Annotated in this window: 13 protein-coding genes; 9 read left to right on the top strand and 4 right to left on the bottom strand. The window is 55.4% G+C overall.

The genetic code is table 11. The annotated features are described in order from the left end of the window. The first annotated feature begins 1 nt into the window (after position 1). The 8 genes from ACE3OV_RS03100 to ACE3OV_RS03065 all read left to right on the top strand — a co-directional run bounded on the left by ACE3OV_RS03100 (position 2) and on the right by ACE3OV_RS03065 (position 12,018). A complete protein-coding gene (locus ACE3OV_RS03100) occupies positions 2-1,366 on the top strand; it encodes an SIR2 family protein (protein ID WP_374324916.1) in 1,365 nt (454 codons plus the stop codon). Continuing rightward, positions 1,363-3,471, top strand: coding sequence for an ATP-binding protein (locus tag ACE3OV_RS03095; protein WP_374324914.1), 2,109 nt, complete (start codon positions 1,363-1,365; stop codon positions 3,469-3,471). Before ACE3OV_RS03100 ends, ACE3OV_RS03095 begins: the two co-directional genes overlap by 4 nt. Then, positions 3,464-5,230: a BREX-1 system adenine-specific DNA-methyltransferase PglX gene (pglX, locus tag ACE3OV_RS03090; RefSeq protein ID WP_374324913.1), complete on the top strand. Its 1,767-nt coding sequence runs from the start codon at positions 3,464-3,466 to the stop codon at positions 5,228-5,230. The genes ACE3OV_RS03095 and pglX overlap by 8 nt, the downstream gene beginning before the upstream one ends. 6 nt (positions 5,231-5,236) lie before the next feature. Then, positions 5,237-7,744, top strand: a complete 2,508-nt coding sequence (pglZ, locus tag ACE3OV_RS03085) for a BREX-1 system phosphatase PglZ type A (protein ID WP_374324911.1) — start codon at positions 5,237-5,239, stop codon at positions 7,742-7,744. Positions 7,745-7,766: 22 nt separating this feature from the next. Beyond that, positions 7,767-9,854 (top strand): BREX system Lon protease-like protein BrxL, encoded by a 2,088-nt coding sequence (brxL, locus tag ACE3OV_RS03080; RefSeq protein ID WP_374324909.1) that lies wholly within the window; start codon positions 7,767-7,769, stop codon positions 9,852-9,854. Between the two features lie 262 nt (positions 9,855-10,116). Beyond that, entirely contained in the window at positions 10,117-10,302 is a 186-nt protein-coding gene (locus ACE3OV_RS03075; RefSeq protein WP_374324908.1) for a hypothetical protein, read from the top strand. Then, positions 10,295-10,738 carry a LexA family protein gene (locus ACE3OV_RS03070; protein WP_374324906.1) on the top strand — a complete coding sequence of 148 codons (444 nt, stop codon included), beginning with the start codon at positions 10,295-10,297 and terminating at the stop codon, positions 10,736-10,738. The genes ACE3OV_RS03075 and ACE3OV_RS03070 overlap by 8 nt, the downstream gene beginning before the upstream one ends. 2 nt (positions 10,739-10,740) lie before the next feature. Continuing rightward, positions 10,741-12,018, top strand: coding sequence for a Y-family DNA polymerase (locus tag ACE3OV_RS03065; RefSeq protein ID WP_374324904.1), 1,278 nt, complete (start codon positions 10,741-10,743; stop codon positions 12,016-12,018). A 263-nt stretch (positions 12,019-12,281) separates the two neighbouring features. On the opposite strand, the gene ACE3OV_RS03060 is transcribed toward ACE3OV_RS03065, so the two are convergent. From ACE3OV_RS03060 to ACE3OV_RS03045, 4 genes are all read right to left on the bottom strand, one after another. Continuing rightward, positions 12,282-12,458 carry a hypothetical protein gene (locus ACE3OV_RS03060; RefSeq protein WP_374324903.1) on the bottom strand — a complete coding sequence of 59 codons (177 nt, stop codon included), beginning with the start codon at positions 12,456-12,458 and terminating at the stop codon, positions 12,282-12,284. A 138-nt stretch (positions 12,459-12,596) separates the two neighbouring features. Next, entirely contained in the window at positions 12,597-13,187 is a 591-nt protein-coding gene (locus tag ACE3OV_RS03055; protein WP_374324901.1) for a hypothetical protein, read from the bottom strand. A 92-nt stretch (positions 13,188-13,279) separates the two neighbouring features. Further along, positions 13,280-14,611, bottom strand: coding sequence for a hypothetical protein (locus ACE3OV_RS03050; protein WP_374324899.1), 1,332 nt, complete (start codon positions 14,609-14,611; stop codon positions 13,280-13,282). Positions 14,612-14,896: 285 nt separating this feature from the next. Further along, positions 14,897-15,181, bottom strand: coding sequence for a helix-turn-helix transcriptional regulator (locus tag ACE3OV_RS03045; RefSeq protein ID WP_374324898.1), 285 nt, complete (start codon positions 15,179-15,181; stop codon positions 14,897-14,899). Between the two features lie 404 nt (positions 15,182-15,585). Between ACE3OV_RS03045 and ACE3OV_RS03040 the strand changes: the two genes are divergently transcribed. Further along, a complete protein-coding gene (locus ACE3OV_RS03040) occupies positions 15,586-16,419 on the top strand; it encodes a hypothetical protein (RefSeq protein ID WP_374324896.1) in 834 nt (277 codons plus the stop codon). Positions 16,420-16,620: the final 201 nt, after the last annotated feature.

Below are 16,620 nucleotides of genomic sequence, written 5' to 3'. Positions count from 1 at the left end.
AATGACTGTCAACACGCTCAAGATTCGCGATGACCATAAGCCGGTGGCGTTTGCGGCAGACGGTGATGCGTTCAAGCTGCAAGCTGGCTCGCAAGTCGCCTGGCTCACTGGTGAGACCTTCGGCCATAAAGAGCTTCGCAACCGCATTGAGCCGTGGCTGACGTCTCTATTCCAATCGGAACATCTGTCATTGCTGGTTGGGTCAGGAATAACCCACGCGATCCACCGGATCGCCACGGGGACAGGTGCTAGTGGTATGGATCGCTCTGGGTATGCCTTTGGCGAGATGGGTTCAAAGATATTCGCAGCAGCAGACAAGGAGGCCCCGCGAACGGGGCGTGCAACTGCAAATATTGAAGATGATCTTCGCGTGGCAAACGATCTACTTCGGGGCATGCAGATTGTCGAATCAGAAAAAGCCGACAGCTTGAAGGCGTGTATTGACGCCGTGCTTCAGGGGTTTTCTGCTTCAATACTAACAAACGAAACCTCCATAGCTCTTGCAGAAGAAGGCAAACGCGAGCAGGCCTTCAATACCCTCGTCACTTTCCTGATGAGCTTCGCCGGCCGAACCGGGGTGCGAGACCGGCTGAACATCTTCACCACCAACTACGACCGGCTGATCGAGGCCGGGGCCGAGTTGGCCGGGCTACATCTGCTGGATCGCTTCCTGGGCAAGCTGATGCCCATCTTCCGGTCGTCCAGGCTGGATCTGGACATGCACTACAACCCGCCGGGCATCCGTGGCGAACCTCGCTATCTGGAAGGCGTGGCCCGCTACACCAAGCTGCACGGCTCCGTGGACTGGGTGCAAACCGGCAAGGACATTCGTCGTATCGGTTTGCCATTTGGGGCTACCAGCGTTGAACCCTATTTGCAGGCACCCGGCTTGAGCGGAGCGACTGCGCATGAGCTGATGATCTATCCCAACGCCGCCAAGGACAGGGAGACTGCTGACTACCCCTACGTGGAGCTGTTTCGCGATCTCGCGGCAGCTGTGTGCCGACCGAACAGCACGCTGGTGACCTACGGCTATAGCTTTGGTGATGAGCACATCAACCGCGTCATCCGCGACATGCTCACCATCCCCTCGACGCATCTGGTGGTGATATCGTATGACGACCCATTGGGTCGGATCATGCAGACCTACCAAGAGCTGGGCCGGCCCTCCCAGATCAGCCTATTGATCGGCCCGGCCTTGGCAGACTTGACGACGCTGACCGAGCACTACCTGCCCAAGCCAGCTATCGACAAGACCACCTTCCGCATGAGCGAACTGCTCAAGCAGCGCATGGGGACGGAGCCGCAACCTGCCAAAGCTGCAGCCCCAGAAGTTGGCGCTTCTGACGGGAGTGGCCTTGTATGAGCATGTCCCCCCTGGCTTATGCCGACTCCTTGCGCATCGGCACCATCGACTTCGTCTCACCCGACGAGATCAAGGTGCTGCTCGACATCGAGGCACCCGATGGCGTGGCCCTCAATACCGGCACACCGCGCCCTTTTCCGCGCATCAACGGCTATGTGCTGATTCCCAGCGACGAAGGGCATCTGGTCGCCCAGGTCGAGTGGATCACCATCGAGCGTTCGCAATACCCCAAGCGCAAGGGCATGCAGGATTTCGGTCTGGTAGATTTGCCCTATCCCTTGCGCAAGATGAACCTCAACCCGCTGGGGGTGCTCGCTTACGAGAGAAAAAACGCGCACGGCCATGACGTGTATCGCTTCCGGCGCGGCGTCGAAAGCTACCCCACCGTCGGCGATGCAGTGCTACTGCCCACGCAAAACCAGCTACGCGCCATCGTCGAGTCTGGCGACAACAGGCATGTGCTGATCGGCACCAGCCCGCTGGCTGCAAATGCCGAGGTCAAGATTGACCCAGACCGCCTGTTCGGCCGTCATCTGGCCGTGCTGGGGAACACAGGCAGCGGCAAGTCATGCTCGGTTGCAGGCTTGATCCGCTGGTCAATGGACGAGGCTCGCAAGGCCCGAGGCGGCGCTGACCCCAACGCCCGCTTCATCGTGCTCGACCCCAATGGCGAGTATGCCAACACCTTCCGCGGCATGAGCAAGGTGCGGGTGTTTGCTGTCGAACCCAGCGAAGGCGTCGAGCAATTGCAGATCCCGCTGTGGTTCTGGAACAGCGCCGAATGGGGAGCCTTCACCCAGGCCAGTGCAAAGACTCAGCGCCCAACCTTGGTACAGGCGCTGCGGTCGGTTCGTGACGGCGTGTTTGGTACCATGGTGACGCCTAGCCATGAGATGCGCCGCTATCTGCGCACGCTCGTTTCGGCGATTCAAGTCGAAAGAAATTCGGGGAACCCGTGGAAAGGTGCCGGGCCAGCAAAAGGCTTCCGTGATCGATTGATCCGATGGAAAGAGGGCTTGGCCGACAACGCTTCTTTCGATGCGGCGGAAAGCTCTGCGTTCAATGGCTTGATTCAACACATCACCACGCTCTTGGCTGCACATGGAGGTGATTGGCCAGCAATTTTCACCCCTCAAGAGATCGGCGCACTGATCGGCGTGCTGAGCAGCACGCATTCTGTGTTTGGCGGGAGCGACACCGACATCCTGCCCATCGACGCCGATGTGCCGCGCCCCTTCACTGGCGAGCAGCTTCTCCGCAGCGTCGAGGCCACCGCCGAACTGCTCGGCGTCTCAGAGTACGTCGAGACCATGCAGATGCGCATTCGCACCCTGCTGTCGGACAGCCGCATGAAGATCGTTTCGGGCACCGCCCAAGACCTCACACTGGACGACTGGTTGCGCAACTACATCGGCGACAACCAGGCGTCGAACGGTTCGGTCACCGTCATCGACCTATCGCTGGTGCCTGCCGAGGTAGTGCACATCATTACTGCCGTGATCGCTCGCATGACGCTGGAGGCGCTGCAGCGCTACCGCAAGCTACATCATGGCAAGACCCTGCCTACCGTGCTGGTGATGGAAGAGGCGCACACCTTCATCAAGCGCTATCACGACGATGCGGAAAACCAGAACTCGGCCGCCATCTGCTGCCAGGTGTTCGAGAAGATCTCCCGCGAGGGTCGCAAGTTTGGGCTAGGCCTCGTGTTGTCCTCGCAGCGCCCCAGCGAGCTGTCGCCCACGGTTCTGTCCCAGTGCAACAGCTACTTGCTGCACCGCATCAGCAACGACCGGGACCAAGAGCTGGTCCACAAACTGGTGCCCGACAACTTGCGCGGCCTGCTGCGCGACTTGCCCTCTCTCCCTTCTCGACACGCCATCTTGCTCGGCTGGGCGTCGGAGCTACCCGTACTGGTGCAGATGAACGCGCTGCCCGAGCAGCATCGGCCTAAATCGGATGATCCGGATTTCTGGGCAGTGTGGTCAGGCAAGGATAGCAAAGGCCAGACGGTCGAGCGCACCTTGGATTGGAAATCGATTGCGGACGACTGGCAGCAGATCGGTGCCCGAGCGCAAGAGCAAGATTTGGAGAACAACGATGGGTAACAGCCAAGCAAACCAGACCGAGCAAGGCATGGAGAAATATTTTTTTCGGGCTTCCGCTGCGGATTTTAAGAAAATTCCGGGCAGCCCTGTCGCCTACTGGCTATCAGATGCGATTATCAGCTCCTTTGAGAAGGGAAATCTAATTTCCGATCACTGCGCCACTCGGAAGGGAATGGCAACCGGACTCAATGCAGTTTTCGTTCGCGCGTGGCATGAAGTTTCCATAAAAGGCATTGGATTCAATCTATCAAGGACCGAGGCAGAAAATTCTTGCCTCCGGTGGTTCCCGTATGCCAATGGGGGCGAATACAGAAAGTGGTACGGAAATTTTGATGATATTGTTAACTGGGAAAACGACGGCCATCGCCTACAGACTGAGGAGCATGAGAGTGGACGCATTCGTGCCGTCAACTTAAACCTAGACTTCATCTTCAAGCCTGGCCTGTCTTGGACCTCAATTACCAGCGGCGCTTTTTCGATAAGAAAGTTGCCCAAGGGATTCCTTTTTAGTTCCGCATCGAATGCTATGTTCTGCGAAGGAGATTCAAGCCTGTATGCAGGCCTATTAAACTCTAAGGCGCATGTCATTCTAGGAAAGGCAATCAATCCAACTTTGAATGCCAATCCAGGCGATATTGGGAAAATTCCTCTGCCTGATACGTCAATTGATGTCTCTAAGATCATCGACTCGATAACGGCTCATTCGCAGCGAGATTGGGACTCTTATGAAGTCTCATGGGACTTCACCAGCCTCCCACTGCTACACCCTGATCACCGCCAGCCCACGCTCAAAGCCAGCTACCAGAAGCTTCGTGCCGACTGGCGCGAAATGATGCTGGACATGCAGCGCCTGGAGCAGGAAAACAACCGCATCTTCATCGACGCCTATGGTCTGCAGGACGAGCTGACGCCCGAGGTGCGATTGAGCGAGATCACGCTCACCTGCAACCCGCACTACCGCTACGGCGGCGACAAGAGCGACGAAGAGCTGGAAGCGATGCTGCTGGCCGACACCATGCGCGAGCTGGTGAGCTACGCCGTGGGCTGCATGCTGGGCCGCTACAGCCTGGACAAACCAGGACTGATCCTGGCCAACCAGGGCGAAACGCTGGCCGACTATCTGGCCCAAGTACCTCAGCCGAGCTTTCCGGCGGACGACGACAACGTGATTCCAGTGCTGGATGACGACTGGTTCGCCGATGACATCACCCTGCGCTTCCGCCAGTTCCTGCGCGTGGCATTTGGTGAAGAGCACTACGAAGACAACCTGGCCTTCATCGAGCAGGCGCTGAACATCAAAGGCAAGCGCAATTACAGCTTGCGCGACTACTTCCTGGGCGAGTTCTATGCCGACCACGTGAAGCGTTACAAAAAGCGTCCCATCTACTGGCTGTTCAGCAGCCCCAAGGGGAGCTTCAACGCGCTGATCTACATGCACCGCTACCGCCCAGATACGGTGAGCGTGGTGCTGAAATACCTGCGCGACTACCGTGAAAAGCTCGTCACCGAGAAGGAGCGCCAAGCCTCGGTGAGTATCAACCCCGCAACCAGCCAAGGCGACAAGACGCGCGCACTGAAGGATGTGGATCGCCTGGCCAAGGTGCTGGCCGAGCTGGAAGACTACGAGCGCGATGTGCTCTACCCGCTGGCCACCGAGCAAATCGCCATCGACCTGGACGACGGGGTGAAAGTGAATTACCGCAAGTTCGGCTCGGCACTGAAGAAGATCATCGGGCTGGATGCCAAGGAAGAGGATTAAGCCCAGATGAGTAACGCCAAGATCCAGCAGGCGCTGGGCAACTTGTTCGAGAAGCAACGCATCGTCTTTTGGTACGACACGCGCCGTGAGTTTCGCGCCGACTTCGAGTCATTGACGTTGCCCAGCGTTGAAAAAATCGAACTGGCTAACAACGAATTCGGTGTGAAGTACCGCGTTCTGCGCGAGCAACCCGAGCAGAAATTCCTGCTGTTCAAGGATGGACCGGAGCCAGCACATCTTGAAAACTGGTTGCTGGATGTTCAGTTGGCCAGCGGTAGCACCTTCCGTACCGATCAGGTCGCACTATGGCTGGCCGAGCTGGAGCTTGGGCCGGATGCCTACCCTTTGCTGGAGGCTCATGTAGTCTTTTTTGAGGCCACCAAGCGGCGCGAAAAACTGAAGGAGTTGCTGGAGCCGGGAGATAGCCAGCATGCACTGCGCCAAAAAATGTTGGCCGTTTGCGTGGGCAGCGAGCCGCGCCTGGATGTCATGCTCGAAACCCTTTTAGGGGAGCTGGCCAACGGTTCCGATACGCGCTTCAAGCTAGTTGAACGCAGCGGTTTGAGCGCCCATTTTTGGGAGCTGATGAAGCGAGCCTACGGCTACAGCACTGAACAGCCGGGCCTGCGGGATTTCGTCATTGAATTGTTCAAGACCTGTTTCTTGACAGAGGTGGACGCTGAGTTCAAACCGCAGCTGTCCTCCGAGGTGAAAGTGTTCATCAAGCGATGGAAGGACAGCCGGTCACACGCCGAAGCGTTTGAAAGCCTGTCTTCCCAGTGTGCCGACATCCTGCAAGTCGAGGACAAGCTACAGACATTGGACTACCGCAAGTTGGCGGCAGTCGATGAGTTTGAGGCCGTTGACCGCAAGGTCTTGAGTGAGCTGGTGCGCGAGGTGGTGGCCCGCACGGTGTCCGCTCAAGATGTCGAGCAATGCGTGCGTCTTCGTCGGCAGGGGCATTGGTTTGAACGCTACAAGGACGTGTATCTGGCCCTTGAACACGGTGCGCAGTTCATTCAGCAGTTGGAGCTGGTGCAATTGGAGATGGATTCTCTGGCCGATGGTGTGCACAAGTACGCCAAAACTTGGTTCCAGCTGGATCAGCGTTATCGCAAATACATTCACCACGCCAGGGAGTCCGGCCAAGCCTCTTTGCTGATGGGTTTGAACCATCTGGTCGAAAACCTCTATACCAACAACTACCTGTCGCGTCTGAATGTGCGCTGGCAGCAGTTTGTCGATGCCTGCCAGCAATGGGAAGCAGCCCCTGTGGTCAGCCAGTCCCAGTTCTTTGCCCGCTTTGTGCAACCCTACCTGGAGCGCAAGAGCAAGGTGTGTGTGCTGATTTCGGACGCCTTCCGTTACGAGGTAGGTGAAGAGCTGCAAAGCTTGATCCGCCGTGAAGATCGCTTTGATGCTGAGCTAGTTCCAGCGCTGGCCTGCTTGCCCAGCTACACCCAACTGGGCATGGCCTCTTTGCTTCCCCATCAAACCCTGCAATTGGCAGAGGACGGCAGTGGCGAGGCTCTGGTTGATGGTAGCAGCGCGACGGGCTCAAGCAATCGCGCCCGCATTCTGGCGCAAACCGTGGCAGCATCGACCGTTGTACTGGCCAAAGACGTGCTGGCGATGGGCAAAGATGAATCACGGGCGTTAATACGCGACCACGATGTGGTTTACGTGTACCACAACCTGATCGACAAGACAGGGGACACACGAGACACCGAGGAGCGGGTGTTTGGGGCGGCAGAAGACACGCTGGACGAGTTGCTGCGCGTAATTAAGAAACTGGCGAATGCCAATGCCAGCAACCTGCTGGTGACGGCTGACCACGGTTTCATCTACCAAAACCACCCGCTGCAGGACAGCGACTTTGTGAGCAGTGAGCCTGGTGGAGCCGAAATCCTCTACACCGACCGGCGCTTTGTGCTGGGTCGTGGGCTGCGCGAAAGCACCAGCTTCAAGGCGTTTCAACCTGAGCAGCTGGGGTTGGCGGGCACGCTACAGGTTCAGATTCCGAAGTCCATCAACCGTATGCGTTTAAAGGGCTCTGGAAGTCGGTTCGTGCATGGCGGAGCCACATTGCAGGAGGTGGTGATTCCGGTCATCAGCATCAACAAGAAACGCCAGAGCGATGTAGGCAAGGTCGAGGTGGAGTTGATCGGTGGCGGTGGAAAAACCATCACGACCGGGCAGTTGGCAGTGGTGCTGTATCAAACCGAGCCGGTTACTGAAAAGCGGCAACCCCGAAGACTGAGGGCTGGCCTTTACTCGCTGGCGGGCGAGGCGATTTCAGATACGCACGACCTGACCTTTGATCACGCTTCTGACAATTCTCGTGAGCGCGAGGTATCCATACGATTCATCTTGAGTCGCAAGGCCGAAGCTTGCAATAACCAGCAAGTGGAATTGCGTTTGGATGAGCCGGTGGACGGCACATCGCACCACACGCGGTATTTGGCAGTGCGTTACACCATTCGCCGTTCGTTTACGAGTGAATTTGATTTTTGAAGAATTAGCTGAGGCACGACCGATGAGCCAATTGGACGAGAAGATCAATCAGCACTTTGCCGGTTTGGTGGTTCGCAAGGACCTCGTCAAAACCGTGAAGGGCAATGCCATTGTGCCCACCTACGTGCTGGAGTACCTGCTGGGGCAGTATTGCGCCACCAACGACGAAGCCACGATCCAGGCTGGCATCGACACCGTGCGCGAGATCCTGCGCAAGCATTATGTGCACCGCAACGAAGCGGGCCTGGTGCGATCCACCATCAAGGAAAAAGGTCGGCACAAGGTCATTGACCGCATCAGCGTGGCGCTGAACGATAAGTCTGATGCCTACGAGGCCGAGTTTGCCAACCTGGGTGTTAAAAAGGTGGTCATCGACTCTGCCACAGTAAAAGCGCACCCAAAGCTTTTGGTGGGTGGCGTGTGGTGCATCGCCGATCTGGAATACATGTTCACCGAGGACAAGAATGCCTCTCCATGGATATTGGCCTCCATCAAGCCGATCCAGCTGTCACATTTCGACTTTGATGGCTATGTGGAGGCGCGCAAGCAGTTCACCACCGAGGAGTGGATTGACCTGTTGATCCAGAGCGTGGGGTTCAACCCGCAGATGTTTGGCAAGCGCAACAAGCTCAGCCAACTGGTGCGGCTGATCCCGTTCTGTGAGCGCAACTACAACCTGATCGAGCTGGGGCCGAAGGGAACCGGTAAGTCGCATATCTACTCGGAGTTTTCACCGCACGGAATACTGATTTCGGGTGGCGAGGTCACGGTGCCTAAACTGTTTGTGAACAACAGTTCTGGCAAACTTGGACTGGTTGGCTATTGGGATGCGGTTGCCTTTGATGAGTTTGCCGGCAAGCAAAAGCGCGTAGACAAGGCGCTGGTGGACATCATGAAGAACTACATGGCCAACAAGTCGTTCTCGCGGGGTGTGGAAACCCTGGGTGCAGAGGCCAGCATGGTGTTTGTGGGCAACACCGACCACACGGTGCCGTACATGCTCAAGCATTCCGACCTGTTTGATCCGCTGCCAGAGAAGTTCCATGATTCGGCTTTCCTTGACCGGCTGCACAGCTACATCCCCGGCTGGGAAGTCGATGTCATTCGCGGGGAGATGTTCTCCAATGGCTATGGCTTCGTGGTCGATTACCTTGCGGAAATCCTGCGCTCGCTACGCAGCCATGATTTTTCCGACCGGTACAAAGCTCATTTCCGTCTGTCCGACGACATCTCGACGCGTGACCGGGACGGTATCAACAAGACGTTTTCGGGATTGATGAAGATCCTCTTTCCAAGTGGGGAAGCGACTCAAGCTGAGATTGAAGAGATCCTGCGTGTGGCAATTGAGGGGCGCAAGCGGGTGAAGGACCAGCTGCTGCGAATTGACTCGACCTACCCAGCTGTCCGCTTCTCCTACTTCAATCCAGCGGGCTCTGAGAGTTTGGTCTCGACCTTGGAAGAAGACGAGTATCCAAGTTCGTATCATCGGCGAGCCACAGCCGAAGGCTCGGTTGAAGCTGCAACTGTTCCAGACCAGGGCAGAATGACGCCAGAAGCGGCCCAGCCCGCAACACCATCAGCAACACCACTAGCGCCGGTACTCCCCCCCCTCCCGATGGAGCTGAAGGAACAGCATTTGGTTTTTCAGGAAAACCAGCGTGGCGTGAATTTCGACAAGCTTTTTGGCCCTTACCTGGTGGGAGCGCGTCGCATCGTCATTACTGACCCGTACCTGCGGATGTTCCATCAGCAGCGCAATTTGATGGAGTTGTTGGAGACCATCAGCAAAATCAGTGGCCCAGAGGACGAGGTTGCAGTACATGTGGTCACAGTCGAAGACGAGTTCAGCGGCGAACGTCAGACCGAAAACTTCCAGAAGATTACTGATGCTTGTACTGGAATTGGCATTCAGTTTTCTTGGGCCTACGACAAGAGCGGCACCAAACACGACCGCGACATCATGACCGACCACGGCTGGAAGATCGTGCTAAGCCGTGGTTTGGATGTCTTCCAGCGATTTGAACTCAACGATGCCTTCAGTTTCACAAACCGAATGCAGCAGCATCGGCAGTGTAAGGAGTTCAACGTAACCTTTGTCAAAATTGGTTAAAAGTGGCTGTCCCTGCCAGATATGAAACCTATTTGAAGGCGGGCAAGGAGCTTCGGGAATGTGTCGAGCAGCACCTGGGCGAAGTAGCCCAGCAATAATTTGACGCTGGCTGAGCAGCACAACGACACGAAACTACTCAGCCCCCTCCCTGTCTGCACGACGCTAACTATAAGTTTCAGGTGGGGAGGGCTCATCACTTTGGCATACAGTATTGATTGCCTCTAGTTGCTGTATAAAAATACAGTATTAAACGGAGGCTGCCATGATTCGTATCGTCTGCCCATTCTGTCACTCCCCGCTGAACGCCACCGATCTGGAAACGGCTACGTTCGGTGATCGCGTGTGCTTGGTTTGTCCCGAGTGCGAGCACGTCCTGTTGATGGATGGTGATACTTACGCTGAAACTGAATTGCCTATATCTGCCGAAGCGGTTGAAGCCCATGCTTGAGGCTGCCAATTCGAGCTTTGACTGGTTGCCAGCCCTCGACCCGCCACGTGTATTCATCCCGCTCGGTGCAGCCAAGGTCTCGGCAGGGTTTCCCAGCCCGGCGGCTGACTACGAAGACAAGCGGCTCGATATTAACGAGTACCTGATTCGCAACCCGGTCAGCACCTTCTTTTTCCCGGTGCAGGGTGACTCGATGCAAGGTGCGGAGATTTTCGACGGCGATATTTTGGTCGTGGATCGCAGCATCAAAGCCATGCACGGTCACATCGTCATTGCCTTCGTCGATGGCGAACGCCTGGTGAAACGCCTGCATCATCGTGATAGCCGTGTCGCACTGGTCGCTGAAAACCCGGCCTATCCGACCATCGACATACGCGGTGACATGGAGTTGGTCATCTGGGGCGTGGTGATCGGCAAGTTCAAGCGGCTAGGGTAGCGATGCCGGTATTCGCGTTGGTCGATTGCAACAACTTCTACGCCAGTTGCGAAAAGCTGTTCGACCCCAAACTGGCCTCGAAGCCGGTGGTGGTGCTGTCGAACAATGATGGCTGCGTGGTGGCGCGAAGTGCCGAAGTCAAAGCCTTGGGCATTCCGATGGGCGTCCCTTGGTTCAAAATCCAGAAGGAAGCCAAGCAGTACGGCATCGTGGCTTTCTCCTCGAATTACGCCCTGTACGCCGACATGAGCAACCGTGTCGTCGAAGTGCTCGGTCAGTTCACCCCGAACCTAGAGGTGTACAGCATCGACGAAAGCTTTCTCGACCTCAGCGGTTTCAATCGGGATCTGGTCGAGTACGGTCAGGCAATCCGGCAGCGTATTCAGCAGTGGCTGGGCCTGGCGGTATGTGTCGGCATTGCACCGAGCAAGACCTTGGCGAAGCTGGCGAACCACTGCGCGAAGAAAAGCCTGGCTGGCTCCGGTGGCGTATGTGATTTCACGACTATGAGCGAATCGCAACTCACTCAACTGTTTGCCGGTATCGACGTTGGTGAGGTCTGGGGTGTTGGCAGGAAGATCGAGGCTCGTCTTGCCAATATGGACATCACCACCGTATTGCAGCTTCGGGAAGCAGACCCTGACTTGATTCGCTCGAAGTTTTCAGTGGTGCTGGAGAGAACCGTTCGGGAATTACGCGGCGTGTCCTGCCTGGACCTGGAAGAGCTTGCCCCGGACAAGCAGCAAATCATGTGCAGCCGATCCTTCGGCCAATACGTTTATGACCGCGATCAGCTTGAGGAAGTCGTTGCGAGCTATGTGGCAAGGGCTGCTGAGAAACTGCGAAAGCAAGCCTCCTTGGCCGGTGCCTTGATGGTGTTCATTCGCACCAACCCGTTCAACCCCAAGGAGCCACAGTATCAACGCTCGATGACTATCCCTTTGCCCGAAGCCACTGCTGATACGCGAGTGATGGTCAATTGGGCATTGAAGGTTCTGCGGCGAATGTATCGCCCTGGCTTTGCCTATCAGAAGGCAGGGGTGATGCTGAGCGAACTGCGACCGAAGGCGATGGCGCAAGCATCGCTGTTTGTCGATCCTGAAACTGATCGAGGTCAGCGGCTGATGGCAACGCTTGATGTTATCAATCAGCGGTGGGGTCGAGGCACCTTACGGTCTGCGGCAGAGGGGATGGAGAAGCCTTGGCAGATGAAGCGGCAGCGGCTGTCACCGAGCTACACCACAGACTGGGAAGGGCTACCGATGGCTGTGGCTGGTTAGAGCCCCCAGTATACTTGCCCACCAATGCCATTGGAATGGAAGGTTCAGGTGGATTCTTCCATTCCGCCGGCTCCTAAATTTCTAATCGAATAAGGTTTTCGCCTTTGAAGGGCGTTGTCCCTGGCCCCATCCCCGACCACGAGGCTTCACAAAGTATTGGCTGCCATTTTTTGAAGCCTTTTCCCGTAATGCCTTAGCGATAGCCGGTGTAGCCATGGGCTGGGTGAGGCATGGAAACTGGAGTTTGGTGCCCTTGCTCATGCTTATGCCCCATCCTTCGAGTGGTTTGTACGTGCAGATGATGAGTTGATTTCAATGCTGATGATGCAGCGGGGGCTAACTGGTGCGCATTCCTTGACCTTCTTTGCCAGCGGCTTGAGGCCTTTGCGAGTGACCAAAAAGGTGGCGCAACGAGTGTGAAAGGTGGGCTTTTTATCCATGGAGTTTCTCCTGTTGTGAATGAGGCCCCATGTTGGGCTAGGGGGGGGAGTGGGGCGCAATACTGGGGGCTTCGGTTTTTTTCATCACGAGGAAGGAAATGAGATACGGCCCCGCACGGGGCCGTAGGGGAAGTTCACCTACCTTGGGCGGCGGGCGTACATATCATGCTCAGCCATACGAACGTACCTTCCGCAGATGGCCCTCCATGTCTCGGCGAATCCCCCCGGAGTGCACAGCTTCAGTTCTTGGGTTAAGTGTTTCTCAATTGCTTTTTTTCCACCCCAGGGGATGTTCATAGGATCGACACCCTTGGAGTTGAGGAAGTTGTGAATTGCCTGAGTGCGTACTTCATTCACCGAACAGCGCGGCACAGCAAAGGGGGAGATGCCGGTGTTGGCGGCAACGCCAAATCCATCGTGCGAGAAGTCGCCAGGGTAGAGGCCATAGTCATGGCCGTGCGATGCAAAATAAGTGTTCAAGTCTTCGATGCTGATGCATTCGACTGACAGATCGCACACGGGCGGCTGGTATTGAAATCCCGCTTGATTCCGAACAAGTAGATGCCCAGTTAGCAGAGCATGGGCGATTTCGTGTTTAACATCCACCTCCCGGATCAAGTATTTCTTCGCGATGAGATGAATCGCTGCCAGAACAGTAACCTTGCCAGCCATTTCAGAGACAGCTTCCCCAAGAGAGATTTCGATGTTTGTGGGGGCAATAATCAACATGGTGTAACTCCTTGTTCGTGTCAGGCCCAAGCTCTTTGGTTTGAGACCTGACACGCTTAACTGATATTGGTGATCGATTTGGCGTTTAGCCGTTAGTCGAAAAGATCAGAAATGTCGCTGGTGTCGTTGGCGTTTTCATCAGCACCCTCATAGAGGAAGGCCTTCGCCTGACCGAGATGCTTTGTTGCCGTCTTCGTCGAGGGTTGATTGGAGGTTGCAATCGGCATCTGCCTAGCAGCCAGGCGGGCATTGATCTGGCGCAACTGCTTCAGCTTGGCTTTGGCGGTTTCCCGGACAAAGCAGTGGTCAACCAAGTGACTCGGGGCCTGGTACTCATCGGGTAACTGCATCCAGACGGGCAAATCCGGGGAAATCTTCGTGCTGTGGATAGCCCAGGGGATGGTGATGTCAATCCGCAGTTCAGTCTCGATATGGCGCTTGATGCTCGAAAAGTACTGCGCGCTCTTGCCGATCATTGACGGGTGCGCCTTGGGATCAACGCCATTAAAGTAGTCGTGCAAGATGGCCTGTTCGGAAGGGGAGAGCCTGGCAATCTGGTCCGGCTTCGGGCGCTTGCTGCGCAGGTTCTCGCTGACGCGAAGGTAATCCTTGATTTGCTGGAAAGCCTTGGCAATTAGCTCTGCCGCCTTCGCCTTGTTCTTCCAGATCAGAGGCGAGTAACCATCATTGTTCAGCAGCCACTTTTCATTGGCATTGTGCTCAAGGCGAACCTTGCGGCGGCTTTCGCCATACACAGCCTCACGTACCTCAGATGAGTGGAAGGTCTCAAAGGACTTGGGCGTAGGTCCAACCTTCACATATGAATTGTCCTCAAAGTCACGAGGCTTGTAGATAGTGACGGTGGTTTGCCCCGCCGAACTGATGCTAGAAATCGGCTTCTTCTGCTTGGCGTTGGTGTGCTTGGTGTTCAGTGTTGCTTCACCGTATTCTTTAATCTTCGCATTGAAACTGTTCGCCTCAGCCTGATCCTTGCAGTCAAGCAGGTATGTCAGTGCAACCCCATTGATTGAGGCGTGTGCGAGATCAAGTTGGTTAACGATGGCGGGGCTGCAGCCTTCCTGTAGAAGGTGCATTTTCAAAAATTCGAGTGCAAATAAGCAGCACCCGTAAACGAGGATCTGCAATAGGGCGTTGTTGCCAACTACGCAGGCAGGGACGTTGATGCTGATTAAGTACCCCAGCAACTCGCCCTTCCGGGCAAACTTGTTGTCACGAAATACTGGCGTGACCACGAAAGTGGCACCCGTCAGTGGCGACTTAATCCACTGGGGCTTGGGAGATGAACTCAGGATCTCCCCGTGCTGATTAATGGTTGGGTCGACAAGAAATGGAAGCGTGTCCAGCTGCTCGTCAGAGGCCACAATATGTTCGATACTGATGAACAGTTTGATACTGTCAGTCATTGCTAGTACTCCATATGATTGAATACCAATCAGCATTGGTTATTAATGGTTGATTGATGCTTCAGTTATTAAGAAAGCGGCTATCTCGGTGTGTGTGGGTTTCTGCCAGCGAGGGTGTCCGGCACATCAAAAGCTGCTGAGGATTGGCTGTATCCCTCGATCTGAAAAAATCCACCAAGCTGATAACTCGCCAAGTTATGGCGTTGAAATCCACTTGATTTTTTACAGTTTTGGTTGTGTTGCTTTGCCGTTTCAGCACGATGCGCCGGCGTTTTCTGCTGGATTTCAAGCACTCAATGCCGTGCGTAATTCACCAACGTTCCAGGCGGTGACACGCGAACCAAACTTGTGCGGTGCCGGGACAATTCCCTTTTTGACATTGCGCCAAATCGTTGCGGCTGAGCACCCATACAGGTACTTCACAACATTCATGCGAACGTGCGCTTCGTTGGGGAGGTAGCTGAAGCGTTCCAGCTGTTGATGTGTGATTGCCTGTCGTGCGGCTTTCCGCAGACGAGCTGCAACCAGCTTTTCTTCCTCGGTGAGGAATTCTTCCTTTTTGACCACCATGGCCTACTCCTAAAAGAAGTTAGCCAGCGACCAGCGTTTTGCCTGTCGATCTAGCTGCTGGTTGTTCACAGCTAAAAAAATCGACGGGGCGGCGCTGGCGGCCAGATGTATCCAGCCCCTCAAAGGAATGCATTCGTGGGCCAAAAGTTTTCAAAATCGGGAGGAAACGGGAGGAAATTTATGTAAGATTTCAGGCGGTGCGATAGGCTTGTTTGATCGCTACACGGATGCGCTGGAAAGGTTGATTCGTGTGGGGTCCCACGTGACTGCTGCTTAAGCAACATGTGGGTACCTACGGGAAGGCGAGCCGGTTTAGCGGTGAATAAACGGCTGCTTCCTGTCCGGGTGACATAGGGGGGGTACAGGGCACTTACAACTGTTTTGACGGCGGCAGGGATGGCTCTATGGTGAAAAAATCAAAAGTATTTCCTCTCGATTTCGACGCGCAAGAATGGACTGTAGAAGCGGCTTTGCCGTGGGTTTTCTTTGGCGATGAAAGGGATACTGAAGTCTGGAAGGACAAGACCAAGTTCGCCGTGCGGTTTGTTGTCGGTGATGTTGATGAGCGGTCAAATAACATATACCTCAAGCCATACATTCGAGCGTTGCAAACGTACATCATCAGTGAACATCGTGAGGTGCGGAGTCACACAGCTTTCCCCCCTTTAGTTTGGTGTCGACTTGCGATTCAGTTTTGGCTAACGGTCGGTGGCCGTCAGGATTCGTTCATCTCCGCAATGACCAAGTGGGTTAGAAAGCAGAACAAAGGGGGAATGGCGTTCGTCGTTTATCGCTGTGCGAGTACTGACAAGAAAAGGAGGATGCCGATGGAGGCTTTCCTATTCGGGAGGGAGCTCCCCGACCTGATCTCAACCGAATGGGAGTACAAGCAGAAGGCCATCAGCTCCCCCAAGCTGAATGGGAAATCCTCGCGTAAGGGGGCGCGTATTGATGAGGATAAGGTTGGTGCCAACCTTCTTGGGGCACTGAGGTCTGCCGTCGCTGATTTGGCAAAGGGGAGAAGGAATAAATCTTCGCTTCTCCGTCGCCTTGATCCAGAGACAGGGAAGTATAGGTACCGAGGGGGACGTGAGGATTTGTTGGGTGAAGTCTGCCTTCAAGAAGGTGGAGCCAAAGGAAAGTGGAGGTTCAAGAATGGGGGGGGCGGTCCGTATTCGACAACGGCGCTGCTTAAAGCGGTATCGATGGTGGCTATATGCCGCAAGTCTTGGCCGTGACCCGGTTAGGTTTCTATATGCGGGCTACCCAGCAGGGCCTGATAGAATCCGAGACATTGTTGACCTTAGAAATTCACCCATGAAAAACGTGCACCTCTGCGTGAACCCCTTTCAAATGTCGAGTAATGAGAAATCAGTAGTGGGGGGGGGGGCTGGCCCCCCCGACGGGTTCAGATCCAGCGCGGGGGGGAGTTGGGGGGT

Source organism: Azonexus sp., assembly GCF_041909095.1.
Taxonomy (GTDB): domain Bacteria; phylum Pseudomonadota; class Gammaproteobacteria; order Burkholderiales; family Rhodocyclaceae; genus Azonexus.
This window is presented reverse-complemented; position numbering and strand designations above follow the sequence as displayed.